This window comes from Erythrobacter sp. WG (assembly GCF_026586795.1).
Taxonomy (GTDB): Bacteria; Pseudomonadota; Alphaproteobacteria; order Sphingomonadales; family Sphingomonadaceae; genus Erythrobacter.
The window spans coordinates 80,526-104,432 of the sequence record NZ_JAPFGY010000006.1 but is presented as its reverse complement, the minus strand read 5'-3'; the positions used below and the strand labels follow the sequence as shown (position 1 = coordinate 104,432).

General features: G+C 69.5%; 28 protein-coding genes. 9 read left to right on the top strand and 19 right to left on the bottom strand.

Annotation, left to right across the window (positions count from 1 at the left end):
- The first annotated feature begins 48 nt into the window (after nucleotides 1-48).
- Entirely contained in the window at nucleotides 49-183 is a 135-nt protein-coding gene (locus OPU67_RS05045) for a hypothetical protein (protein WP_267618032.1), read from the top strand.
- A gap of 122 nt (nucleotides 184-305) precedes the next feature.
- Nucleotides 306-437, top strand: a complete 132-nt coding sequence (locus OPU67_RS05040) for an entericidin A/B family lipoprotein (protein ID WP_267618031.1) — start codon at nucleotides 306-308, stop codon at nucleotides 435-437.
- Here OPU67_RS05040 and OPU67_RS05035 read toward each other — a convergent pair.
- The 16 genes from OPU67_RS05035 to OPU67_RS04960 form a co-directional block, all read right to left on the bottom strand.
- The gene (locus OPU67_RS05035; protein WP_267618029.1) at nucleotides 430-1,047 is read right to left on the bottom strand and encodes a DUF938 domain-containing protein; all 618 of its coding nucleotides are present in this window, start codon (nucleotides 1,045-1,047) and stop codon (nucleotides 430-432) included. The genes OPU67_RS05040 and OPU67_RS05035 overlap by 8 nt on opposite strands.
- A gap of 1 nt (nucleotide 1,048) precedes the next feature.
- Entirely contained in the window at nucleotides 1,049-2,614 is a 1,566-nt protein-coding gene (locus OPU67_RS05030) for a long-chain-fatty-acid--CoA ligase (protein WP_267618027.1), read from the bottom strand.
- A gap of 73 nt (nucleotides 2,615-2,687) precedes the next feature.
- Nucleotides 2,688-3,137, bottom strand: a complete 450-nt coding sequence (locus OPU67_RS05025; protein WP_267618026.1) for an abscisic acid-deficient protein Aba4 family protein — start codon at nucleotides 3,135-3,137, stop codon at nucleotides 2,688-2,690.
- Complete coding sequence (locus tag OPU67_RS05020; protein WP_267618024.1) at nucleotides 3,137-3,859, bottom strand: NAD(P)H-binding protein; 723 nt, start codon at nucleotides 3,857-3,859, stop codon at nucleotides 3,137-3,139. Before OPU67_RS05020 ends, OPU67_RS05025 begins: the two co-directional genes overlap by 1 nt.
- The gene (locus tag OPU67_RS05015) at nucleotides 3,852-5,015 is read right to left on the bottom strand and encodes a deoxyguanosinetriphosphate triphosphohydrolase (protein WP_267618078.1); all 1,164 of its coding nucleotides are present in this window, start codon (nucleotides 5,013-5,015) and stop codon (nucleotides 3,852-3,854) included. The genes OPU67_RS05020 and OPU67_RS05015 overlap by 8 nt, the downstream gene beginning before the upstream one ends.
- A gap of 285 nt (nucleotides 5,016-5,300) precedes the next feature.
- Complete coding sequence (locus tag OPU67_RS05010; RefSeq protein WP_267618023.1) at nucleotides 5,301-6,005, bottom strand: aspartate/glutamate racemase family protein; 705 nt, start codon at nucleotides 6,003-6,005, stop codon at nucleotides 5,301-5,303.
- An 83-nt stretch (nucleotides 6,006-6,088) separates the two neighbouring features.
- Nucleotides 6,089-7,090: an alpha/beta fold hydrolase gene (locus OPU67_RS05005; protein WP_267618077.1), complete on the bottom strand. Its 1,002-nt coding sequence runs from the start codon at nucleotides 7,088-7,090 to the stop codon at nucleotides 6,089-6,091.
- A 2-nt stretch (nucleotides 7,091-7,092) separates the two neighbouring features.
- Complete coding sequence (locus tag OPU67_RS05000) at nucleotides 7,093-8,112, bottom strand: SO2930 family diheme c-type cytochrome (RefSeq protein WP_267618021.1); 1,020 nt, start codon at nucleotides 8,110-8,112, stop codon at nucleotides 7,093-7,095.
- Entirely contained in the window at nucleotides 8,109-9,311 is a 1,203-nt protein-coding gene (locus OPU67_RS04995) for a parallel beta-helix domain-containing protein (RefSeq protein ID WP_267618020.1), read from the bottom strand. The genes OPU67_RS05000 and OPU67_RS04995 overlap by 4 nt, the downstream gene beginning before the upstream one ends.
- A gap of 202 nt (nucleotides 9,312-9,513) precedes the next feature.
- Entirely contained in the window at nucleotides 9,514-9,855 is a 342-nt protein-coding gene (locus OPU67_RS04990) for a hypothetical protein (protein WP_267618019.1), read from the bottom strand.
- Between the two features lie 13 nt (nucleotides 9,856-9,868).
- A complete protein-coding gene (locus OPU67_RS04985) occupies nucleotides 9,869-11,323 on the bottom strand; it encodes an NAD(P)(+) transhydrogenase (Re/Si-specific) subunit beta (protein WP_267618017.1) in 1,455 nt (484 codons plus the stop codon).
- 3 nt (nucleotides 11,324-11,326) lie between these two features.
- Nucleotides 11,327-11,608 (bottom strand): NAD(P) transhydrogenase subunit alpha, encoded by a 282-nt coding sequence (locus tag OPU67_RS04980; protein WP_086734294.1) that lies wholly within the window; start codon nucleotides 11,606-11,608, stop codon nucleotides 11,327-11,329.
- Between the two features lies 1 nt (nucleotide 11,609).
- The gene (locus tag OPU67_RS04975; RefSeq protein WP_267618014.1) at nucleotides 11,610-12,002 is read right to left on the bottom strand and encodes a hypothetical protein; all 393 of its coding nucleotides are present in this window, start codon (nucleotides 12,000-12,002) and stop codon (nucleotides 11,610-11,612) included.
- Between the two features lie 8 nt (nucleotides 12,003-12,010).
- Nucleotides 12,011-12,376 (bottom strand): PH domain-containing protein, encoded by a 366-nt coding sequence (locus tag OPU67_RS04970; RefSeq protein WP_267618012.1) that lies wholly within the window; start codon nucleotides 12,374-12,376, stop codon nucleotides 12,011-12,013.
- Between the two features lie 4 nt (nucleotides 12,377-12,380).
- A complete protein-coding gene (locus tag OPU67_RS04965) occupies nucleotides 12,381-13,502 on the bottom strand; it encodes an NAD(P) transhydrogenase subunit alpha (protein ID WP_267618010.1) in 1,122 nt (373 codons plus the stop codon).
- A gap of 10 nt (nucleotides 13,503-13,512) precedes the next feature.
- The gene (locus OPU67_RS04960; protein WP_267618008.1) at nucleotides 13,513-13,635 is read right to left on the bottom strand and encodes a hypothetical protein; all 123 of its coding nucleotides are present in this window, start codon (nucleotides 13,633-13,635) and stop codon (nucleotides 13,513-13,515) included.
- Between the two features lie 298 nt (nucleotides 13,636-13,933).
- On the opposite strand from OPU67_RS04960, the gene OPU67_RS04955 reads away from it, so the two are divergent.
- On the top strand, nucleotides 13,934-15,379 hold the full coding sequence (locus OPU67_RS04955; RefSeq protein ID WP_267618006.1) for a sigma-54-dependent transcriptional regulator: 1,446 nt from the start codon (nucleotides 13,934-13,936) through the stop codon (nucleotides 15,377-15,379).
- Nucleotides 15,380-15,514: 135 nt separating this feature from the next.
- The gene (locus tag OPU67_RS04950) at nucleotides 15,515-16,294 is read left to right on the top strand and encodes an SDR family oxidoreductase (protein WP_267618004.1); all 780 of its coding nucleotides are present in this window, start codon (nucleotides 15,515-15,517) and stop codon (nucleotides 16,292-16,294) included.
- Between the two features lie 165 nt (nucleotides 16,295-16,459).
- Here OPU67_RS04950 and folP read toward each other — a convergent pair whose 3' ends face one another.
- From folP to OPU67_RS04935, 3 genes are all read right to left on the bottom strand, one after another.
- Complete coding sequence (gene folP / locus OPU67_RS04945) at nucleotides 16,460-17,572, bottom strand: dihydropteroate synthase (protein WP_267618002.1); 1,113 nt, start codon at nucleotides 17,570-17,572, stop codon at nucleotides 16,460-16,462.
- A 7-nt stretch (nucleotides 17,573-17,579) separates the two neighbouring features.
- A complete protein-coding gene (locus OPU67_RS04940; RefSeq protein WP_420708952.1) occupies nucleotides 17,580-18,725 on the bottom strand; it encodes a site-specific DNA-methyltransferase in 1,146 nt (381 codons plus the stop codon).
- Between the two features lie 225 nt (nucleotides 18,726-18,950).
- Nucleotides 18,951-19,574, bottom strand: a complete 624-nt coding sequence (locus tag OPU67_RS04935) for a ribonuclease HII (protein ID WP_267618001.1) — start codon at nucleotides 19,572-19,574, stop codon at nucleotides 18,951-18,953.
- On the opposite strand from OPU67_RS04935, the gene OPU67_RS04930 reads away from it, so the two are divergent.
- The 5 genes from OPU67_RS04930 (at nucleotide 19,573) to OPU67_RS04910 (ending at nucleotide 23,828) form a co-directional block, all read left to right on the top strand.
- Nucleotides 19,573-20,757 carry a PQQ-dependent sugar dehydrogenase gene (locus OPU67_RS04930; RefSeq protein ID WP_267617999.1) on the top strand — a complete coding sequence of 395 codons (1,185 nt, stop codon included), beginning with the start codon at nucleotides 19,573-19,575 and terminating at the stop codon, nucleotides 20,755-20,757. The two genes, OPU67_RS04935 and OPU67_RS04930, sit on opposite strands and share 2 nt — an antisense overlap.
- A complete protein-coding gene (locus OPU67_RS04925; protein WP_267617998.1) occupies nucleotides 20,757-21,302 on the top strand; it encodes a GNAT family N-acetyltransferase in 546 nt (181 codons plus the stop codon). Before OPU67_RS04930 ends, OPU67_RS04925 begins: the two co-directional genes overlap by 1 nt.
- A 70-nt stretch (nucleotides 21,303-21,372) precedes the next feature.
- Nucleotides 21,373-21,927 (top strand): DUF1285 domain-containing protein, encoded by a 555-nt coding sequence (locus OPU67_RS04920; RefSeq protein WP_267617996.1) that lies wholly within the window; start codon nucleotides 21,373-21,375, stop codon nucleotides 21,925-21,927.
- The gene (locus OPU67_RS04915; RefSeq protein ID WP_267617994.1) at nucleotides 21,924-22,556 is read left to right on the top strand and encodes a CoA pyrophosphatase; all 633 of its coding nucleotides are present in this window, start codon (nucleotides 21,924-21,926) and stop codon (nucleotides 22,554-22,556) included. The genes OPU67_RS04920 and OPU67_RS04915 overlap by 4 nt, the downstream gene beginning before the upstream one ends.
- Nucleotides 22,557-22,643: 87 nt before the next feature.
- On the top strand, nucleotides 22,644-23,828 hold the full coding sequence (locus OPU67_RS04910) for a CCA tRNA nucleotidyltransferase (protein ID WP_267617992.1): 1,185 nt from the start codon (nucleotides 22,644-22,646) through the stop codon (nucleotides 23,826-23,828).
- The last annotated feature ends 79 nt before the right edge of the window (nucleotides 23,829-23,907 follow it).

Below are 23,907 nucleotides of genomic sequence, written 5' to 3'. Positions count from 1 at the left end.
GCATAAGGCCCGGTTGGCCTGTCAGGTTTGCAAAAAGGAGCACCTCACATGACCAAGCCCACCAAGCTCATCGCTGCCATCGCTCTCGGCACCCTCGCGGTGGCGAGCGCTGCCTGCAACACCGTCAGCGGGGCGGGCGAGGACCTCCAGTCGGCCTCGCGCGAGGTGAAGAAAGAGATCTGATGCACCCCGCTACGCTCCGCACCGCCCCGGCGTGGCGGAGCGGCGGTTCACCGCATCGTCAGGAAAGGGCGGGCATCCTTTCGCGTTGATCGCTTCGATCTGACGTGAAAGGACGCCCTTCGATGTTTCGCGACTTGCTTGCCGCCGCCGCTCTCGCCACGCTGGCGCTCGCCGCTGCCGGATGCAACACGGTGAAAGGCGTGGGCGAGGACATCAAGTCCGTCGGCCGCGCCGGAGAGCGCGCGATCAACTGATCCCGCCCGCCCCTGTCGGGCGGAACACCAGTATGATGTTGTTCGCCGGCATCGCATGACGCGCGGTGCGGGCCATGCCGTGCGCGGCGGCGAGCGCATCGAGCGCCTCGGCCTCGCGCAGGCCCCAACGCGGATCGCGCGCCTTGAGGTTTTCGTCGAAGGCGAGGTTCGAAGGCGCGGTCTCCACCCCCTGCTCGATGAACGGCCCGTAGAGGATGAGCGGCCCGCCGCTCGTGCCCAACAATCGGGCAGCACCCCGCAGCAGCCCGAGGGTCGCTTCCCACGGGCTGATGTGAACCATGTTGATGCACAAGATTGCGGCAGCCCCGCCTACCGGCCACGTGTCAGGATCGGCGGCATCGAGCCGCAACGGAGCGGCAAGGTTGGTGCCCATATAGTCCTCCCGGTGGGCCGCGATCGAGGCGAGCGCCTCCTCGGAGGGGTCGCTCGGCTGCCATTGGAGCGCGGGAAAGGCTTCGGCGAAGAACACCGCGTGCTCCCCCGTCCCGCTGGCGATCTCCAGCACCGTTCCCGATGCCGGGAGCTCGCGCGCGAGCACCTCGGCGATCGGCGCGCGGTTCCTGAGGGCGGCGGGGGCGTGCTGCTTCACGTCAGGAGACCTGCCGCTCCTGCCCTTGCCAATAGGGCGCGCGCAGCTCGCGGCGCAGGATCTTGCCGCTGGGGTTCCTCGGCATGACCGAAATCACGTCGACGCTCTTGGGCGCCTTGAAGGCGGCGATCCGCTCGCGCGTCCAGGCGATGACGTCGGCCTCGTCGACTGCGGCGCCGGGCCGCGGGACCACCACCGCCTTGACTTCCTCGCCCCACCTGGCGCTCGGCACGCCGATCACCGCGACCTCGGCGATGGCGGGGTGGCCGTAGATCGCGCTCTCGACCTCGGCCGGATAGACGTTCTCGCCGCCGGTGATGATCATGTCCTTGATGCGGTCCTGGATGTAGACGTAGCCGTCCGCGTCCATCACGCCCGCATCCCCGGTGTGGAGCCAGCCATCAGGGTCGATGGTCTTCGCCGTCGCCTCGGCATTCTTCCAGTAGCCTGCGGTGTTGGAGGGCGAGCGGATGCACACCTCGCCGATTTCTCCGCGCGGCACCTCGCGATTGTCGGGCCCGCGCACCTCGATGGCGACCCCGGGCAGCGCCTTGCCGGCCGAGCGCATCCGGTTGTTGCCCTCGGTCACGTGATCCTCGGGCGGCAGGATCGAGACCGTGCCGGTGGTCTCGGTCATGCCATAGGCCTGAAGGAACTGGGTGTTCGGCATGGTAACGACCGCCTGCTTGAGCAGTTCGAGCGGCATCGGCGCGGCGCCGTAGATGAGATAGCGCAGATTGGAGAAATCCGTCTCCGCCGCCTGCGGGTGCTGGATCACCATCTGCAAGGCGGCCGGCACGAGGAACATATGCGTGGTCCCCGCCTCGATCGCCGCGAGCACGCCGCCGGGGATGAACTCGGCCTCGAAGCGGCACCGGATGCCCGCCTGAAGCGCGAGGTTGAAGGTGCCCGTCCCCCCGATATGCGCGATCGGCATCGCCACCATCATGCAGTCGCCCGCGCGGTAATCGGTGTAGTAGGTGAGCCCCGCCGCGATTCCCGCGATGCGCAGCCGGGTGAGATTGGCGTTGGAGAGGACCACGCCCTTGGGGTGGCCGGTCGTGCCGCTGGTGTAGAGCTGGAGGATCGGATCGTCCTCGCCGCTGGGGGTGAACGGTGCGGGCTCGCAGGTCGCCGCCTCGGCCAGCATCGCCGTATCGTCGAGCAGCGCGGGCGGGCTGGCGAGTTCGGCCATGGCGGCGGCCGCCAGATCCATGAAGTCCGGCGCCGCCACCAGCAGCTTGGCCTCGGTGTCGGCGAGGATGTAGGCGATCTCGCGCGCGGCGAGCCGCCAGCCCACCGGGGCGATCACCACGCCGGCGCGCGCGCAGGCGCAATAGAGGACGCCGTAGGTGGCGGCGTTCTTGCCGAGGAACGCCACCCGGTCGCCAGCGCCGATCCCGCGCGCCGCGAGCAGGGCGACGATCTGCCGCGAAAGCCGGTCGAGCTCGCCGTAGCTGAAGCGAAAGCCCGCGCCCTCGATTGCCGGGGCATCGGGCTGGAGCGCCGCCCAGTGGGTCAGGATGGCATCGACGGTCAGCAAGCTGTGCTGCGCAATCTGGGTCATGACGGTCTCTCCCCAAGGCCTTTTTGCCCCGGAAGATACCCGAGCGGCGAGCGCCGTCCAGCCCCCCGTCGCGCTAGCGGAAGCGCCCCTGCCGGCGCGCGGCGGGCTCGCGGATCAGCAGCCACAGGCCGAGGCCCAGCGGCCCGGCCATGAAGGTCGCCAGCAGGATCGGCGCCTGGATGAGGCGGGAGATGTGCTTCGCGTCCCCGTCGCGCGCGATCCACAGGCCGACGAACAGGTCGAAGGCGAGGTAATGCGTCCAGCCGATCGTCACCCCCGCATCGCTGGCGAAGATCGCGCGCACGCCTTCGATGGTCGTGAAATCCGCCCCGCCCGCGCCGGTCGTCGGGATCAGCCCGCTCAGCACCCCGATCAGTCCGCCGGCATAGACGCAAGCCAGCAGGCCGACGCCGAGGTAGAGCACCGCCGACAGCAGTGCCGGCCAGCGCGGCAGCACAATGAGCGCCGCCCAGCACGCAAGCGCCAAGAGATTGACCGCGCCGAACACCGCCGCCCAGCCCATCAGCCGCCCTCCCCCGTCTCGCGCACCCGCCGCCATTCGCGCGCGGCGCGGCGCATCGCCTCGTTGTCGTGGGTGAAGCGTCCCCCTGCGCGCCGCAGCGCGAGGCCCAGCGCCGCCTCGGCGACCAGCGACGCCTCGATCGACCGATAGCGCTCCCACGAACCCGACAGCAGTGGATCGATCAGCGGCGCGGCGAGGATGCCGAGCCTTTCGGCGAGCCTGAGGTCGCCCGTCCGCTCGCCGCGCAGCAGGCCGGGGCGCAGGATGTCGAGCCGCTTGAACCCGATCCGGGTCAGCGCCTGCTCGGTCTCGCCCTTGACCCGCATGTAGAAGCTCTTCGCCCGGGGATCGGCACCGGCAGCGCTCACCAGCACCATGTTCGGCACGCCCGCGCGCTTGGCCGCCTCGGCGGTGGCGAGGACGAGATCGTGATCGACCGCGCGGAACGCCACCTCGTCGCGGCCGGCCTTCTTCCAGGTCGTGCCCAAGGCGCAGATCAGCGCGCGCGGGCGCACCGCGTCGAGCACCTCGCCCCAGCGTTCGGGCGCGGCGACGAACATCTCCATCCGCGCGCCCGGCGGCAAGGGCGCCTCGCGCCGGGCGATGCCGAGGATGCGCACCTCGTCGCCTGCGCTGGCGATCGCGATCACCCGCTGCCCGACGAGGCCGGTCGCGCCCACCAGTGCGACGCGCACCGGGCCGGTCGTGCGCGGTTCATACATTGACGAGCCCCTGCGGCGCCTCGCCGCAGACGTCGCGCAAGGCCTGCATGGCGAAGCGATCGCTCATCCCGGCGATGAAATCGGCGATCACCCGCGCGCGCTGCGGCTGCCCGGCGGGCAGGCGCGCCTGCCAGTCGGCGGGCATCAGCGACGCATCCTCGGCATAGGCGGCATAGAGCCTGGCGACGACATCGCGCGCCTTTTCGGCGGCGGCGACCTGTTCGGGGTGGTAGTAGAGCCGTTCGTACATGAAGGTCTTGAGGCGCCGCTCCTGCGCGGCCATTGCCGGGGAGAAGCCCGCCAGCTGCCGCCCCGCCGCGCGCACTTCGGCGACCGAGCCGAGATGCGTCACCTGGCGCGCGGTCTCGGCCAGCACGTCGTTCACCATCAATCCGATCTGGTCGCGAACCATCTCGCGCAGCAGACGCTCCCGGGGCGCGCGGGGAAAGCGCTTTTCGACCGTCCGCCACTGGTCTGCGAGGAAATCCAGCGTGAGCAGGTCATCGAGCGCGAGGAACCCGGCGCGCAGGCCATCGTCGATGTCGTGGTTGTCGTAGGCGATGTCGTCCGCCACCGCCGCGACCTGCGCCTCGAGCGAGGGCCAGGTGGCCAGATCGAGCGGGAAGGCGGCGTCGAGTTCGGCGAGCGCCCAGTTCGGCGCGGCGACCGGCCCGTTGTGCTTGGCAAGGCCCTCGAGCAGGTCCCAGGTGAGGTTCAGCCCCTCGTGATCCGGGTAGGGGCTCTCGATCCGCATGACGGTGCGCAGTGCCTGCGCGTTGTGATCGAAGCCGCCATGCGGCGCCATCGCCTCGGCCAGCGCCGCCTCGCCGGCATGGCCGAAGGGCGGATGGCCGAGATCGTGGGCAAGGCACAGCGCCTCGGTCAGGTCCTCGTCGAGCCCCAGCGCGCGGGCGATCACGCGGCCGATCTGCGCGACCTCGAGGCTGTGGGTGAGGCGGGTGCGGTAATGATCGCCGTCGGGGGCGATGAACACCTGCGTCTTCGATTTCAGCCGCCGGAAGCTCATCGAATGGACGATCCGGTCGCGGTCGCGCTGAAAGGCGCTGCGCGGGCCGCGCCGCTCGCCCCCCGCCGGCCCGCCAAACTCGCGCGGGCCGTGGGCGTAGGGATCGGCGGCATAGGGGGCGCGGAACATCACGGGGCAGCGATTACGGGAGGCGTCCGTGCGGCTCAACCGGAACAGGTCGGGAACCTTGCACAAGAGCGCGGATAAACCGCAGCTTGGGGACCAGGGATGTATGGGGCCACCCTCCGGTGATTGGGGGGGAGGAGAGCGGCCCCAAGGGCCCGTCGGTTGCGACCCGAAAGACCCGGATCAGGTCATCGCAATGACGCGATCCGGGTGCGCCCTTAGGCCGCGGTTGCAAAGCCTGCAATCCATTCGCCCGCAGAACCGCGCAGGTGTGCGACGAACCGAGCGCTAGTCCGCAGCCTCCTCGCCAAGGATCCAGTCCGCCGCCGCCTCGCAATGGATGCGGGTGGAATCGAAGATCGGCAGGACATTGGCATCGACATCGACCACCAGCGCAAGTTCGGTGCAGGCCAGCACCACCGCCTGCGCGCCTTCCTGTTCGGTGTTGGTGATGATCGTCTTCATCGTCCGCTCCGCCTCGCGGGTGACCTTCCCGACCATCAGCTCGTCATAGATGATCCGGTCGAGCGCCTCGACATAGTGCATATGCGGCGGCAGCAGGTCGATGCCGTGGGCAACGAGGCGCTTCCTGTAGAAGCTTTCGGTCATCACGTTGCGGGTGCCCAGCAGGGCGGCGCTGGTCTTGCCGGCACGCGTCATCGCCCGGCCGACGAATTCGGCGATGTGGAGGATCGGGATGCCGACCGCGCCCGCCACCTCGTCATAGAGGCGGTGCATCGAATTGGCGCCGATGATCAGCGCACCCGCCCCCGCGCCTTCGAGCCGCCTGGCGCTCTCGATCAGCACGCCCGCCGCACGGTTCCAGTCCTTGTCCTCGACCAGCGCGTAGAGCTGGCAGAAATCGAGGCTCTCGATCAGGAGCGGCGCGCTCGCCATCGGGGCGGCGCGGCGCTGGACGATCCGGTTGATGCGATCGTAATAGGTCGCGGTCGACACCCAGCTCATGCCGCCGATGATCCCGAGTTTGCGCAAGCCGTGGTTGCCCCTTCGATTGTTGTGCAGGTGCGAGAGGCTTTAGGACGACACCGCGCCGCGCGTCCAGTGGGCAGGCGAAGTCAGGGTGCGGCGGCCGGGGACGCGCGCTCCGTCAGCCACGGCGTCAGCACGCCGAGCGTCTGGTCGACCGCCTCCTCCTGCGGCAGATGGCCGATGCCGGGGAAGGTGACGATCCGGTTGACCGGCAGGGTCTTCGCCAGCCACCGCCCCGCCTCGAGCGGGATCAGCCGATCCTCCTCCCCCCACAGGATCAGCGTCGGCACGGTGACGCGCGCGATGTCCGCCTCGGCGAGCGCGTCATAGGGCTGGCTGAAGCGTTGCAGCGTCGCGCGGCGGTTGCCGGGATAGCGCAGCAGTTCCCAGTAGCGATCGACCGCCGCAGGGGTGACGATCGCCTTGTTGGAGACCGATTGCGCGAGGCTCCGCTCGATCAGCGAGCGCGGGGTGATCTGTTCGACCAGCAGGTTGACCCCGGGCATCCGCGCGATCTTGAAGCCGATATTGCCGCTCGATCTGTTCTCCTCGCCGGGCTTCCTGGCGAGCTTCAGCATCGGCCCGCCGCTGCCGTCGACCAGCACGAGGCCGGTGAGCCGCTCGGGGTGGGCGATGGCGAAGGCAAGCGCGTGCTTGCCGCCCATCGAATTGCCGCCGAGGACAAATCGCTCCACCCCCAGCCTGTCCGCCACCGCACGGATATGGGCGACGTAGTTGGCGGTGCTGTAATCGGCCCTGGGATCGGGCCCGGTGAGGCCGTGGCCGACCTGATCGAAGCGGATCACCCGGTAATTGGCCTTCAACGCCTCGGCCCAGGGGTCCCAGGTGTGCAGATCGGCGTTGGAGCCGTGCAGGAGCATGATCGCTGGCGCACCGCGCGGCCCCTCGTCGCGAAGGTGGACCGTGAGGCCGCCGCCCAGGTCGACGAATTGCGATGGGCTCGCGCCATACTTCGCGCGCATCGCCGCCGGGTCCGTATCGGGGGTGCGCAAGATCAGGAAGGCCCCCACCAGCAGCGCGAGGATCACCAGGAACCCGCGAAACACCCACTTGCCGAAGCGCCGCATCCTCACTTCATCTCCGCAATCCAGCGCCGCACCACCGCGACGCCTTCTGTATCCACGCTGCTCTTGCCCAGTTCGGGCATGGCGACGCCGGGCTCCGTGCTGTCCATCCGGTAGAGGAGGATCGACTTATCCGGGTGCCCCGCGACGATCGAGAAATCCCGGTCCCCCGCCCCGCGCCCGGCCGCGACCGGCCGCTTCATGAGGCCATAGGCGTGGGGGTCCGCCTGTTCCCAGCGCAGGTCGAGCCCCGAGTTCGAGGCGCCCCCGCCCGGCTGATGGCAGTGGGCGCAATTGACGTCGAGGTAGGCGCGGGCGAGCGGCGCAGCCGGATCGCCCGCCTTGCGCGCCGACCATACCGGGAGCGTCCCTGCCCCCTGCGGCACCCGGTCGAGCGCGCCCTCGCGGACCATCTCGCCCAGCCACGATGCCGCGAGGTTCCGGGCCTTGGGGCCGATCGGGATGACCTCGCCGTCCTTGGAATGACAGGTCTTGCACTGGTTCTTGTTGGGGATCGCATAGGAGATCGCCTCGCCCGCCGGGGTCGTGAGATCCACCCGGCCGCCCCCCAGCGCGAGCGTCGCGTCGGTCTGCTCGGCATTCCAGCGGTAGGGGAGCGCCACCCAGCCATCGACGCGGTGGAGGAGCACGCGGGTCTCGATCAGCTTGCGGTCCGCCCCCTCGCCGAAAGCGAAGGTCTTGACGATCGCGGCGCCGACCGGGAACTTCAGCAGCCCCTCGCCATCCGCGGCAAGCTGCGTGCCTTGCGGAAGGTAGATGAAGCGCAGCTTGTCCGCCCCGTCCGACCATAGCGGCGTGTTGAGCGTGTAAGGATGCACGCCCCGGTTCGGCATCTGCGGCCGGTATTGGGTGAAGAAGGCGAACTCGGAGAGCTTGGCCGGAAAACCCTCGCCCCGGATCGCTGCATCGCTGACAGGCGGCGGACCGATGACGTCGGCCTGCGCGATACCAGCGCCGAGCGCGACGCAAGCGGTCAGCAGCAGGAGGGCGCCCGTGCGCTTCACTTCACCCGCGCCGCCAGCGCCTTGGGTGCGCCGACCTCGGGGAAGGTCCAGCTCTCGGTCGGCGCGAGCGTCAGCGGCCCGGGGCGCGCCTCCTCGAGGCTCTGGCCGGGCCGCGTCAGCCCCAGCGTCCAGCCGGTCACGCCCCTGGCGACGCGCAGCCCCGTGTCCCCTTGCGCGACGCCGTCCCACAGCACCGGCGGCAGCGCGCCCCCGAAGGCGGCGAGCAGCAGCTCCTTGCCCTCGATCTGCGGATCGTCCCCGCCGCGCCCGAAGGCATTGGCGCCGACGATCACGTTGCGCGCATAGGGGTTGTAGCGCGGGTCCTCGAAAGGCTGGACATAGGCGACGACCATGACGTGCGCGGTCGGGTTGTTGTCGAAGGCGTTGCCCTCGACCAGCACGCCGTCGTTCGCCATCACCAGCACCCCCGTCCCGCGCCTGACGCTCGCGACGATATTGCCCTTGGGCGCGAAGTTGGGGGTGTCGTTGTCCTTCACCGCATTGCCGCGCAGGATCACGCTGCCGCCGTTCATCACCGGCAGGCCGGGGAGGTCGAAGACCAGCAGCCCGCCGGTGTTGCGCCGCGCGACGTTGCCCTCGACCAGCGCGCCCCGGCTGTTCTCGATCTCGATCCCGGCGACGTTGAATTCGACCACGTTGCCCTGCACCGTGATGTCGCGGCTCTGCCCGACATAGATTCCGGCGTCCGACGCGCCCGAGACCTTCGAGTTCTGCACCAGCACCCCGGTGCTTTCGACCGGGTAAATGCCGTAGGCCCCGTTGGTCTCCTTCGGGCCGCCGGTCCATTCCACGCGGATGGCGTGATAGACGATGTTGTCCGCGCCCTTGGACTTGATCCCGTCGCCCTTGGGGTTCTCCACCGCGAAATCGCGCAAGGTCACTTCGTCGGAGGTGACGAGCAGCCCCTCGCCCGCGCCCTGCTGGCCGGTGAAATCGAGCACGGTCTTGTCCATCCCCGCCCCGCGCACCGTGACCCGGTCGACATCGAGGCTGAGCCCGTCGGTGAGGGTGAAGCGGCCTTCGCCCAGTTCGATCACGTCGCCGGGCTTGGCAAGGATCAGCGCCTCCTGAAGCCGCTCCGCCCCGCCCTCGCCGGGCGCGACGCGGTGGGTCTCGGCGGCGAGCGGCGATGCGGCGGCCGAAGCGAGCAGCGCGGCAGCGAATGCCAGTCGGTTCATGATGTTCTCCCTCTCGGGGGACGTTGTGGCGTATCGGGGGGAGGAATTGCAAGCACGGAGCGCACCGGCGCCTCTTGTGCCGACCAACGTGCCGTCCCCGCCACCCGGTTGTCCGTTCGTGTCGAGCGATGTCGAGACACCTTGCGCCCGAGAGAAGCCTCTCGACTTCGCTCGAGGCGAACGGAAGGCGCTCCGGGTCTGCCTATCCCAGCCCGATCGCGCAGAGGCCGGCCGAGGTGGTCAGCACCGCCACCGTCTCGCCGTCCTCGACCCGGCGCAGGCGCTTGATGAGCTCGCCGAGGCCATAGCCCCCCTTGGGCTCGCCGTCGCGCGCGGCCATGCCTTCGCGCAGTTTCCACAGCTGCATGACCGTCAGCCGGTCGACCATCCGCCCGGCCATGCATTCGGCGCGCTTTTCCCCGATGCCGGAATCGACCAGCGCGGCCTTGACCTGCCAGCGCACCAGCGGATCGGCATAGCCGGTGACGAGCGCCAGCCCGCCTATGAGGACGACCAGCAGCAGGCCGAGGATCAGCTTCCGCATCGCGCCCGCGGCCTCAGTCGAGCGACTTGACGATTTCCTCGACCATCTTCTTCGCGTCGGCGAGGAGCATGACGGTCTGGTTCATGTAGAACACGTCGTTGTCGACCCCGGCGTAGCCCACCCCGCCCATCGAGCGCTTGATGAAGAACACCTGCTTGGCCTTGTCGACATCGAACACCGGCATCCCGTAGATGGGCGAGGACTTGTCGGTCTTGGCCGCGGGGTTCACCACGTCGTTCGCGCCGATGATGAAGGCGACGTCGCACTGGGCGAATTCGGAGTTGATGTCCTCGAGCTCGAAGACCTCGTCATAGGGCACGCTGGCTTCGGCCAGCAGCACGTTCATGTGCCCCGGCATACGCCCTGCGACGGGGTGGATGGCGTACTTCACCTCCACGCCCTTCTCCTTCAATTTGTCGCCCATTTCGCGCAGCGCGTGCTGGGCTTGGGCGACCGCCATCCCGTAGCCGGGGATAATGATGACCTTCTCGGCCTGCTCGAGCATGTAGGCGGCGTCCTCCGCGCTGCCCTGCTTGTAGGGGCGTTGTTCCCGCGCGCCCCCGGCCCCGCCCGCCCCCGCATCGGCGCCGAAGCCGCCCGCGATCACGCTGATGAAGCTGCGGTTCATCGCGCGGCACATGATGTAGCTGAGGATCGCCCCCGAGGAGCCGACCAGCGCGCCGGTGATGATCATCGCGGTGTTGCCGAGCGTGAAGCCCATCGCCGCTGCCGCCCAGCCCGAATAGCTGTTCAGCATCGAGACGACCACCGGCATATCCGCCCCCCCGATCGGGATGATCAGCAGGAAGCCGATGATGAAGGCGAGGACCGCGACCGCGATGACCATCCAGCCCTCGCCCGCCGCGCCTTGCGGCGACACGGTGTAGAGCGCGATCAGGCCGAGGATCGCGGCGAGCGTGCCGAGGTTGATGACGTGCCGCGCGGGCAGCAGGATCGGCGACCCGCTCATCCGCCCCGACAGCTTGAGAAAGGCGATGACCGAGCCGGAGAAGGTGATCGCCCCGATGGCGATGCCGAGGCCCAGTTCGACGCGGCTGACGGCGAGGATCTGCCCCGCTGCATCGACGATCCCGAAGGACTGCGGATCGAGCCACGCGCCGAAGCCCACGACGACCGCGGCAAGGCCGACCAGCGAGTGGAACCCCGCGACGAGCTCGGGCATCTGCGTCATGGCGATGCGCCGCGCGACAACCACGCCGATCGCACCGCCGATGGCAAGCGCGATGGCGATCTCGACGATGTTGGCAATGTCGTGGGTGACGAGCGTCGTCACCAGCGCGATTGCCATCCCGATCATGCCGTTGCGGTTGCCGGTCCGCGAGGTCGCGGGGCTCGAGAGCCCGCGCAGCGCAAGGATGAAGAACACGCCCGCAACGAGATAGGCGAGCATCGCCCAGGCGGGCTGCCCGCCGCCGTGGGCCGCAGCGGAAAGGAGAGAGAATTCCATCTCTTACTTCTCCTTCTTCTTGTACATCGCGAGCATCCGCTCGGTCACCGCGAAGCCGCCGAAGATGTTGATGGCGGCGAGCACCACCCCGAACAGGCCGAGATACTTGGCAATGGGGCTGTTCGCCTCGGCCGAAGCGATCAGCGCGCCGACGATGATCACCGAGGAGATCGCATTGGTCACCGCCATCAGCGGGGTGTGCAGCGCCGGGGTCACCGACCAGACCACGTAATAGCCCACGAAGCAGGCCAGCACGAAGATCGAGAGAATCGAGATAAAGTCCATGTCAGCCCCTTGTTGCGGTCCATGGCAGAACGAATTTGCGCCCTTCGGCCCAGGTCTGGCCGACCATTCGGCCGTCCACCAGACAGGCCGAGGTGTGGTAGAGGCCCTGCCCGTCGGTGGTGCGGAAGGCGACGCAGGTGCGGCCCTGCGCGGTCCCGGCCCGCCCGGCGAGGATATCGCTGTTGTAGAAGCTTCCCGTGATGACGCCGTCGGCAGCCACGGTCAGGATCATCGGCTGGGAATAGGGCTCGTCGGCCAGATCGACCCTCAGATCGACCGTCCATGTGCCCGAAAGCGCGGCGGCGCGTTCCTCGGCCGGCGTGGCGGCGACGAGCAGCAGCGCCAGCGGGGCAAGGGACCGGCGCGGCGCGCGAAATGCGGACAGTCTCGCCATGCGCCCCCCTATTTCCCCGGTGCCAGATATTCGGTGAGCAGCGTCACCAGCCCCGGCACGTCGGCGCCGCGGCTGAGGTTGAAGGCGATCGGCGCGCTTCCCGAGACGGTCAGCGTCACCTCGGTATCGAGATCGAAATGCCCCGCGCTCTCCAGCGTGAAGGTGGTGATCGCACGGTAGGGGATGGTGAGGAAGCGCTTCTTCGATCCCGTCAGCCCCTGCACGTCGATCATCAGGATGCGGCGATCGGTGAAGACGATCGAATCCCGCACCAGCTTGAAGGCCATGCGCACCGCCTCGCCGCGCCCCAGCGCATAGGCGAGGTTTTCGGCGGCGTCGGCGACGTCCCAGACGGTGGCGTTGATCAGGCCCATCGCCTCAGCCGAGCAGCCGCTCGTTGACGACCTTGCCGCCCTGCGTCAGGCGGATCGCATTGCCGATCTCCTCGTCGAGCACGGGGCGGCCCTGCTCCTTGTCCCAGAAGGCGCTGAGGAAGTTGTAGTGGTTCCTCGCGAACAGCGCCGAGGCGTCGGCGGGCAGGCGCGCGGGCGTGTTGGCGTAGCCGATGATGGTGACGCCGTGCCTGACCACGACCTCGTCGGCGACCGAACCCTCCACGTTGCCGCCCTGCGCCACCGCGAGATCGAAGATCACGCTGCCGGGCTTCATCGTGGCGATCTGCGCGTCGCTGACGAGCCTGGGGGCAGCGCGCCCCGGGATCAGGGCCGTCGTGATGACGATGTCCTGCTTGGCGATATGGCTGGAGACCAGTTCGGCCTGCGCCTTCTGGTATTCCTCACTCATCTCGGTGGCGTAGCCGCCCGAGCCCTCGCCCTCGATCCCCGCGACGTTCTCGACAAAGATCGCCTTGGCGCCCAGCGACTGGATCTGCTCCTTGGTGGCCGAGCGCACGTCGGTCGCCGAAACCTGCGCACCCAGCCGCCGCGCGGTGGCGATCGCCTGAAGGCCCGCGACGCCCACGCCCATGATGAACACCCGCGCGGCCTGCACCGTGCCGGCCGCGGTCATCATCATCGGGAAGGCGCGGCCATAGGCCTCCGCCGCCGCCAGCACCGCCTTGTAGCCGGCAAGGTTCGACTGCGAGGAGAGCACGTCCATCGACTGCGCGCGGGTGATGCGCGGCATGAACTCCATCGACAGCGCCTCGTAACCGGCGGCGGCATAGGCCTCGACGACGTCGCGCTTGCCGAAGGGATCGAACAGGGCCGCCACCCAGGCACCGGGCTTGGCGCCCTGAAGCAGCGCGAGCTCCGGGGCCTGGATGCCGAGGACGATGTCGGCATCCTTCACGCAAGCCGCGGCATCGCCGACGCTCGCCCCGGCCTCGGCATAGGCGGCATCGGTGATCGAGGAGACCACCCCCGCCCCCGCCTCGACCGCGACCGTGCAGCCCAGCGCGGCGAACTTCTTGACGGTTTCGGGCGTGGCGGCGACGCGCGTCTCGCCAGAGGCGCGCTCCTTCAGGATGGCGATCTTCACGCGCGCGACGTCAGCTGGCGATCATGGCGACGACGCCGAAGGCGATCACAGCGATCACCGGAACGGCCCATTTCAGCGTGGCCATGAAGCCGCTGTAGGTGGCCTCGGCCTTTTCCATGTCGTGAACAGTCATCTTTTGCTCTTCCCCTTGGGCACCCGAACGCACGTCGTCGCGAATGGTTGCCGCGTGGCTTACGAAATATCGGGACTGCGCGCCCCTTGGCCGATCACGTATCGAAGCGGCGCACCTATCTCAAGTCACCTTTGCCACACCGCCCCCGCCGCCGCCCGCGCGCCGGACGATGAGGGGCAGTGTCCCGCCACGGCACAGGCTTAATCTGGTTTTTACCTCCCTCGCCTATTGCCTGGCGGTGACGAACTGTCCGCGGCGGGGGGCTGCGGGCGCGAGAGACAAGCGAGCACCAAAACCGATGGCCGATCCCGTGAGCCTTCCCGACGAGCAGGACAATGCGCGAATCGTCATGCTGATCGACGACGAGCCCGCACAGGGCCGCCTCATCACCGCGATCGCCGCGCGCGACGGGTGGCGCACGATCGTCGCCCCCGATGCCGAAACCGCGATCGCCATGCTCGGCACGCGCGAGGGGATGCAACTGTCCGCAATCCTGCTCGACCAGTGGGTGCCGGGCGACGATGCCTGCGCGCTGATCGCGGAACTGAAGTCGCGCCGCCCCGCCCTGCCGATCCTGATGCTCACCACCAGCGCCTCGCCGCTGCTCGCCGTCGAGGCGATGCGCGCGGGCGCTTCGGACTATCTGGTCAAGCCGATCTCGCCCGGCCGGCTGATGGAAGCGCTGCGCAGCGTCACCACCCGCGAGGCCCCGCGCGACGAGCTTGCCCCGCTCACCGAAAAGATCGCCGCCAACCTCGATTTCGACGCGATGATCGGCACCGCGCCCAGCTTCCGCGCCGCGCTCGCCCAGGCCGCCAAGGCCGCACGCGGGCACGGCCACGTCCTGATCGAGGGCGAGAGCGGAACGGGCAAGGAAATGCTGATGCGCGCGATGCACGCCGCATCCCCGCGCGCCAAGGAACCCTTGCGGATCGTCAACCTCGCCACAATCCCGCCCGGCTCGGTCGATTCCGTCCTGTTCGGCCACGAGCCCGGCAGCTTTCCCGGCGCCTTCGACCGCCAGATCGGTGCCTTCCAGCACGGCGACGGCGGCACGCTGATCCTCGACGAGATCGACCGCCTGACGCCGCCGCTCCAGCAGCGCCTGCGCGATGCGCTGGAGAGCGGCATCATCCGCCCGGTCGGCGCAAGCTACGGCTTCCGCGTCGATGTGCGCCTGCTGGTGACGAGCAATGTCGGCCTCGACCGCCTGCTCGCCGCCGGGCAGTTCGACGCCGAGCTCGCCGGCCGGCTTGCCGGAACCCGCATCGTCCTGCCGCCGCTGCGCGAGCGCACCGGCGACATCCCGGCGCTGACGCGCCACTTCCTCGCCCGGATCGGCGAGCAGCCGGGGCTCAATCACCTGTCGATCTCGGAAAGCGCACTGGCGCTGCTCGCCGCCTATGACTGGCCGGGCAATGTCCGCCAGCTGCAATCGGTGCTGTTCCGCGCGGCGGTCTATTGCGAGGGCAACTCGCTCACCGCCGACAGCTTCCCGCAACTCTCCGAAATGCTCGGCGAACAGGACTTCGGCCCGGCCCCGGGCGGCCACGAGGGCGTGGGCATCACGCTCTACACCCCCGACGGCAACCTGCGCCCGCTGGAAGAGATCGAAGCCGACGTGATCCGCCTCGCCATCGGCCACTACCGCGGCCGCATGACCGAAGTGGCACGGCGGCTGGGGATCGGCCGTTCGACCCTCTACCGCAAGCTCTCCGACCTCGGGATTGACAACGCGGCGTGACGGGCCTTAACCGCGCGGCCCTCGGCAGGAGTGAGGTCAAGTGAACAAGCGTCACCGCTAAGGCGGATACAGCGATAGCGGGTCTGGCCTGAGGCCGGCGCCCCCGTTCCCTTCGACATCCTGCGAGGTTTCTTCATGCCTGAACTTCAAGGCGCGTTCTGCGTCGTCACCGGCGCTGCGCGCGGCATCGGCCGTGCCATCGCCGCCGCCTTTATCGCCGAGGGCGCGCGCGTCCTCCTTACCGACATCGCCGACGCGGAAGGCCGCGCTTCGGCCGCCGCGCTCGGCGGCGAATATCTCCACCTCGACGTCCGGTCCGAAGCCGACTGGGACGCGCTCTTCGCGCTTCACCCCCGGGCCGATGTGGTGGTCAACAACGCCGGGATCACCGGGTTCGAGGACGGCATGGCGCCCCACGATCCGGAACACGCCAGCCTTGCCGACTGGCGCCGCGTCCACGCGGTCAACACCGACGGCACCTTTCTCGGGTGCCGCTATGCGCTGCGGGCCATGCGGGAGGCGCGGCGCGGCTCCATCATCAACATCTCCTCGCGTTCGGGGCTGGTCGGGATACCGGGGGCGGCCGCCTATGCGGCATCGAAGGCGGCGATCCGCAACCACACCAAGTCGGTGGCGCTCTATGCGGCGCAGCAAGGCTGGCAGGTGCGCTGCAATTCGGTCCGCCCCGCGGCGGTGCTGACGCAGATGTGGGAGCCAATGCTGGGCGACGGGCCCGAGCGGGAGGCCAACATGGCCGCGCTGGTCGCCGACACGCCGCTGAAGCGCTTCGGCACGCCGGAGGAGGTGGCGGCGCTGTGCGTCTATCTCACCGGGCCGCGTAGCGGCTACATGACCGGCGCGGAGCTGACGCTCGATGGCGGGCTGCTGGCAGGCAGCGCGGCCTCGCCGGGGTGAGAGGGGGCGGCCGGGGCGGCCGAACCTGTAGGCAGCCGCAGACCCCCTCCAGACCCCCCCTTGCCCGGCCCTAGACCCCGCGCAAACCCCGCCAGACCCAGGTTCGCCGGGGATTAAGGTGGGGCTTGCGGCGATGTTTCACGTGGAACATCGCCATTGTAGGCGTCACTCGGGCGGCAGGGTCGAAAAGTCGGTCAGCGCGGCGTCCCTCAGCCCGCGCCACACATTGCGCGCCTGCACCGTTTCGGCCACGTCATGCACCCGCAGCAGGTGGACGCCCGCCTCCATGCCCCTGAGCGCCAGCGCGAGCGAGCCCGCGAGCCGCCGGTCGGCCGGCTCCTCGCCCGACAGCGCCCCGATCATCCGCTTGCGGCTCGCCCCCAGCATGAGCGGGCTGCCGAGCGCGTGGAACAGGGGCAAGGCATTGATGAGCTGGAGATTTTCGCCAAGCGACTTGCCGAAGCCGATGCCCGGGTCGAGCACGATCCGCGCCTCGGCGATGCCGTTGACGATCGCCCTGGCCTTGGCCGCCTTGAGGAAGTCGAACACCTCGCTGACGACATCCTTGTAGTCGCCGCCCTTGTGCAGGTCCTCGCCGCTGCCGGGGGCGTGCATCAGCACCACCGGGCAGGCCGCCTCGGCGACCACCTCGACCATGCGCGGATCGTAGCGCAGCGCCGACACATCGTTGGCCATGTGCCCGCCCGCCGCGAGCCCCGCCGCCAGCACTCCGGCGCGGCGGGTGTCGAGGCTGATCGCCGCGCCCATTGCCGCGCAATATTCGATGGCCGGGACAATGCGCTGAGTTTCCTCGTCTTCGAAGGTCGCGGCAGCACCCGGCCGGGTGCTTTCGGCGCCGATGTCGATGATCGCCGCGCCTGCCTCGAGCATCGCCGCTGCGTGCGCGCGCCCCGCCTCGGGGGCGGCGTGCTGCCCGCCGTCGGAGAAGCTGTCGGGCGTGACGTTGAGGATGCCGACCACCTGCGGCTGGTCGAGCCGGACCGTCCGCCCCCCCAGCGCGAGCGGTGGGTGGACCCTGGCGAGGTTCTGCCACTGCGCGGCCGCATCCTCGCCAAGCGCCCCCGGCAGCCGCGCCAGCGCCGCCTCGATCTCGCGCGGGGTGCCGACTAGCCGCTCGGTGACGGCGCCGCTCGCGCGGATCACCAGCGCGAACTCGCGCGCATAAACCATTGATCCGCCGAGCCGCACCGCTTCCCCCGCGACCGCCTGCGGACCGCTGACGAGGGTGAGCGGGTGGAGGTAGACCGCGGTACTCATCGCTGGATCAGTCCTCGGCGGCGAGGAGGTAGAGCTGGCGCGCGGCGTCGATCGGCTTCACCTCGCCGCCCTGCTCGAAGTGCCAGAAGGTCCAGCCGTTGCACGAAGGCGCGCCCTGGAGATCCTTGCCGAGCCCGTGGATCGAACCCGCCTGCCCGCCGCACGCCAGCGAGCCATCGGCGCGGACCGTCGCCACCCAGCGGCGCTTGCGGTCGAACACCGTTGAACCCGGCGGGATCAGCCCGGCCTCGACCACCGCACCGAACGCCACCTTGGGCGCGGCGCGCGGGCTCTGCATCGTGGTGATCGCGCTCTCGTCGAGCGGCAATTCGCGCGCGATGCGCTTCTCGGCGACCGCCCGGTAGGCGTCCTCGCGCTCGCAGCCGATCCACTGGCGGCCCAGCCGCTTCGCCACCGCGCCGGTGGTGCCGGTGCCGAAGAAGGGATCGAGCACCACGTCGCCCTTCTCGGTGGTGGCGAGCAGCACGCGGTAGAGCAGCGCCTCGGGCTTCTGGGTGGGATGGGCCTTTTTCCCGTTCTCTTTCAATCGCTCGCCCCCGCCGCAGATCGGCAGCACCCAGTCCGAGCGCATCTGGAGCTCGTCGTTCAGGGTCTTCATAGCGCGGTAGTTGAAGTGGTAGCGCGCCTTCTCGCCCATGCTCGCCCAGATCAGCGTTTCGTGGGCGTTGGTGAAGCGTGTGCCCTTGAAGTTGGGCATGGGGTTGGACTTTCGCCAGACGATGTCGTTGAGGATCCAGAATCCGAGGTCCTGGAGGATGCTGCCGACGCGGAAAATGTTGTGGTAGCTGCCAATCACCCACAGCGCCCCGTCGGGCTTGAGCACCCGGCGCGCCTCGGTCAGCCATGCGCGGGTGAACGCGTCGTAGGCGGCCATGGAATCGAACTGATCCCAGTGGTCGGTGACCGCATCGACATGGCTGCCATCAGGGCGGTTGAGGTCGCCGCCGAGCTGAAGGTTGTAGGGCGGATCGGCGAACACGAGATCGACGCTGGCGGTGGGCAGCGACCGCATCGCCGCGATGCAGTCGCCAGGCAGGATCCGGCCGAGGGGGAGATCGGGCGCGCGCGCGACATCGGCCGCATTTTCAACGCTCTTCGCGCGCACCTTCACTTTTTCTATCACACTCGCCACGGGAGCCCTCGCCAATCATGTCGGGATTTATCCACAGGCATGAGTCTTCGAGGAGTCCGCGTCAAGCACCTAATTTTTCGCCGCTCTTTCTCCACATGGTAGCCGCGGGGCGGAACGAAACGAGGCCGGCACAAGATGTTGAGTCCGACCACGCGCGGCGGACTCCGGATGTTGGGGTGTGGCGGGGAGGACTCACCTCGCGCCCTTCCTCGGAACGCGGAGAAGCTAAATCAGCACCAGCTGCGCCACCGGGGCAAAGCTGCGGCGGTGGAGCGGGCTCGGCCCGTGGAGCCGCAGCGCCTCGAGGTGTTCGGGCGTGCCGTAGCCCTTGTTGCGCTCCCAGCCGTAATGCGGATGCGCGGCGGCGGCCTCGCACATCAGCCGGTCGCGCCATTGCTTGGCGATGATCGAGGCGGCCGAGATGCACGGCTCCAGCGCATCCCCGCCGACGATCGGGCGGGCGGGCCAATGCCAGTCCTCGCAGCGGCCGTGCGGGGTGAGGTTGCCGTCGATCAGCACCTCGCGCGTCTCGCAGCCCAGCGCCGCCGTCAGCTTCGCCACCGCGCGGGTCATCGCCAGCATCGTCGCCATGAAGATGTTGACCCGGTCGATCTCCTCGGGATCGACCACCGCCACCGCCCAGTCGCAGCATTCGCGCAGCGCTTCGTCGAGGCTCGCACGGCGCGCCGGCGAAAGTCGCTTGGAATCGTCGACCCCTGCCGGTATCGCGCGGCCCAGCACCACCGCCGCGGCCACCACCGGCCCGGCCAGCGGACCGCGTCCGGCCTCGTCGACACCGATGACGATGCCTTCGCCCTGAACCGTGAAACCCGGAGTGACCCCTAGCATGACCCGTTCTGCCCGATTGCTCGCCGCTCTTTCGACCCCTGCGCTGATGCTGGCAAGCTGCGCGAATGCCGAAACGGGGGAAACCGCCGCCGAGGCGCAGGCCCCGATCATCGCCTCGACCGGCCCGGTCGCGCCCTTCCGGACGAGCGAGATCGCCACCTTCGAAGAGCCCTGGGCCCTCGCCTTCGCGCCCGGAACGAGCACGCTGTTCGTCACCGAGAAGGCGGGCACCCTCAAGTTCGTCGACACCGCGACCGGCGCGGCGGGCACCGTGAGCGGCGTTCCGGCGGTCGACTACGGCGGACAGGGCGGGCTCGGCGATGTCGCCTTCCTGCCAGGCGAGGCTTCCGCGACGCTCGGCGGGCGGACAATCTACCTGTCGTGGGCCGAAGCGGGCCAAGGCGACACGCGGGGCGCGGCGGTCGGGCGCGGGAAGCTGGTCTGCCCCCAGCCCACCGCCTGTTCGCTGGAGGGCTTCAGGGTGATCTGGCGCCAGGCCCCCAAGGTCACGGGCCGGGGCCACTATTCGCACCGCATCACCTTCTCCCCCGACGGGAAGTATCTGTTCATCGCCAGCGGCGAACGGCAGAAGATGCAGCCCGCGCAGGACACGGCGGCCACCCTCGGCAAGATCGTCCGCCTCAATCTCGACGGGACCCCGGCCGCGGGCAATCCCATGGCCGACAAGGGCGGAGCGACGGCGGAGATCTGGTCGCTGGGCCATCGCAACATCCTCGGCATCGACTGGGACGCGCAAGGGCGGCTGTGGGAGGTTGAACACGGCCCTGCGGGCGGCGACGAGTTGAACCTCGTCAAGCCGGGCGCCAATTACGGCTGGCCCGTGCGCTCCAACGGCGAGCACTACAACGGCGATCCGATCCCCGATCATGAGCCTTCGGACGGGTTTGCCCAGCCTGCGGCAAGCTGGACCCCGGTGATCGCTCCCGGCGATATGCTGATCTATTCGGGCGCGCTGTTTCCGGCGTGGAAAGGCCATGCGCTGATGCCCGGGCTCGGCAGCAAGGCGCTGATCCATGTCGCCCTGGACGGCGAGACGGCCAAGGAGGTTGAACGCTGGGGCTTCGAGAAGCGGTTGCGAGCCATCGCCCAGGGCCCGGACGGCGCGGTCTATGTCGCCGAGGACGGCAAGGGCGCGCGGCTGATCAGGCTGACCCCGCGCTGATGGCCGCGCCCTCGCCGCGGCCCGGCACCGCGACCCTCATCCCGCTCGAGGCGGTCGATCCGGCGATGGTCGAGGAAGTCCTCGACCGCGCCTTCGGGCCGGACCGCTTCGCGCGCACCGCCTACCGGATCCGTGCGGGCATGGACTGGCTGCCGGGGCTGAGCCTTGCCGCATTGGACGAGAACGATCTGCTGGTCGGCACCATCCAGTGCTGGCCGATCGGCTTGCAGACCAAGGAGGGCCAGGTGCCGCTGGTGATGGTCGGCCCCGTCGCGGTCGTCCCCGAACGGCAGGGCGAGGGCTTCGGCGTCGGCCTCATGAGCGCGATGATTGCCGAGGACGCGCGGCTTGCCGCAGCGGGCGGGCGCGCGCTCCCGCAGGTGCTGATCGGCGATGCTGAGTATTACGGCCGCTGGGGCTTTTCCGCGAGCCTGACCGGCGGCTGGCGCTGTCCGGGTCCCTACGAACCGCACCGCCTGCTCGCTCGCGGGCATGGCCTTGCGGTCATGCCGGCGGAAGGGATGCTGGGGCCGTGGACGGGCTGACGGGTCGGCTCGTCGGTCGCGGGTGAAAACGGGGTTCACGCCAGCCGCCGCATCTGCCATCGCTGAGGCCATGCCCTACGATCCACCTCCGCACCTTGCCGGCCTCACCCTGCCGCAGATCGCCGCGCTGGTGGAAGAGCGAGGGCTCCCGCCGCTCGAAAGCTGGACCCCCCAGAAGGTCGCGGACAGCCAGATGCGGATCGCGGCGGACGGGACCTGGTTCCACGAAGGCGCGCCGATCCGCCGCGAGGCGATGGTGCGCGCCTTCGCCGGACTGCTGATGCGCGACGAGGACGGGGAGCATTGGCTGGTCACGCCTTTCGAGAAGCTCGCGATAGCCGTCGAGGACGCGGCCTTCGTGGCGGTCGACTGCGTGCGCGCGGATGACGCCCTCGCTTTCCGGCTCAACACCGATGACCTGGTGATCGCCGGGCCCGATCACCCGCTGCGGGTGGAGGGGTCTGCGGACGATCCCGCAGCCTATCTCGCCGCGCGGCGCGGATGCGATGCGCGGCTCAACCGTTCGACCTGGGCGCAGCTTGCCGAGATCGCCTTGGCCGAAGGGGCCGAGGCAAACGGCTGGAAGGTCACCAGCAGGGGCGCGGAGTTCCGCCTCCTGCCATGACGCCGCCCCGCGAGAGCCTGCACGACCGGCTTTCCCGAGCCTTCGCCAAGGGCCATGCGCGCGACATTCCCGATCTCCTGAGCGACGCGCGGTTCGCCGCCGATGGCCGCGCCACGCCGGCTGCGGTGCTCGTCGCCATCACGGACGTGCCGGATGATCCGCAGGTGATCCTCACCCAGCGCCCCGCCGCGATGCGCGATCACCCCGGCCAGGTCGCCTTCCCCGGCGGCAAGATCGACGCGGGCGAGGATGCGGTCGCCGCCGCCCTGCGCGAGGCCGAGGAGGAGCTCGCCCTCCCGCGCGAGTGCGTCCGGGTGATCGGGACCAGCGACGTCTATCACACCGGCACCGGCTTCCTGGTGACGCCGGTCGTCGGCATCGTTCCCCCCGGCCTGCCGCTGGTCCCCAATCCGCACGAGGTGGACGAATGGTTCGAGGCGCCGCTCGGCCTGCTGCTCGATCCCGCCAGCTGGACCGCCAACGAGGTGTTCTGGCGCGGCGCGACCCGGCGTTATCTGGAGATGGACTGGCAGGGCTTCCGCATCTGGGGCGTGACCGCCGCGATCATCGCCAACCTGTCGCGGCGGATCAGCTTCGATGATCTAAAACCTCAACTCCGTTCAGCCTGAGCTTGTCGAAGGCCCGTCCTTTCTTCTAGCGCTTGGCGGACGTTGAAGGGCAGCCCTTCGACAAGCTCAGGGCGAACGGGGTTTTTGGTGCTTAAGTTCCTCAGGGATGCCGACTGGACCAAGCGCGAGGGCCTCGCGCAGCTCACCCGCGCGCTCGGCCCCGAGAACCTGCGCTGGGTCGGCGGGGCGGTGCGCGACGGGCTGCTCGGCGTGCCCGTCCACGATGTCGACGGCGCGACCACGCTGCTGCCCGCCGCGGTGATCGCCGCCTGCGCGCGCGCCGGGATCCGCACCGCCCCCACCGGCATCGCACACGGCACCGTGACCGCGACCCTCGCCGATGGGCCGGTCGAGATAACCACCCTGCGGCGCGATGTCGCCACCGATGGCCGGCGCGCGACCGTCGCTTTCGCGAGCGACTGGTGCGAGGATGCAGCGCGGCGCGATTTCACCATCAATGCGCTCTATGCCCATCCCGAGACGTTGGAGATCGCCGACTACTTCGGCGGCCTTGCCGATCTCGCCGCAGGGCGCGTGCGTTTCATCGGCGAGGCGCGCGCGCGGATCGCCGAGGACCACCTCAGGATCCTGCGCTACTACCGCTTCCAGACCCGCTTCGGCGCGGATTGCGATGCACAGGCCGAGGACGCCTGCGCCGAACTGGCGCACACCCTGAAGGGCCTCAGCCGCGAGCGGGTTTGCGCGGAATTGCTCGCCTTGCTCGGCCTGCCCGATCCCCATGCGACCATCGCCCGGATGCGGGAACGCGGCGTGTTGCCGGTGATCCTGCCCGAGGCCTGCCCGCCCCACATCGCGGCGCTCGGCCGGCTGATCGCGGCGGAGGCGGCGCAGGGCATCGTGCCCGATGCCGTGCGGCGGCTCGCGGCGCTGCTGCCCCCCTCGCCCGAGGTCGCCGAGGCGGTCGCCGCGCGCCTGCGGCTGTCCAAATCGCAGCGCGCGCGGCTCGTGGCCGCTGCCGAACGCGGCGCCGGAGACGCCGCCGATCCCGCCGGGCTCGCCTACCGCCTCACGCCTGCCGTCGCCATCGACCGCCTGCTGCTCATCGGCGCCGATGCGGCAAGGCTCAAGGGTTGGGAACCGCCGCTCTTCCCCTTGAAGGGCGGCCAGATCGTTGCGCGCGGCATCACCGCCGGGCCGCACGTCGCGCGCATCCTCCAGGCGATTGAATCGCGCTGGATTGCCGAGGGCTTCCCCGGATCGGAGCGCATCGCGCAGATGCTCGAGGAGGAGCTCGCCGGCAGCGGCGATTGATCCTGCGGGCGGGCCGAACGGGGCAAAAAGCGCGGCGGCGTGCCCTTTGCCGGGTGTTGTCGGCGTTTGGCGATGCCTA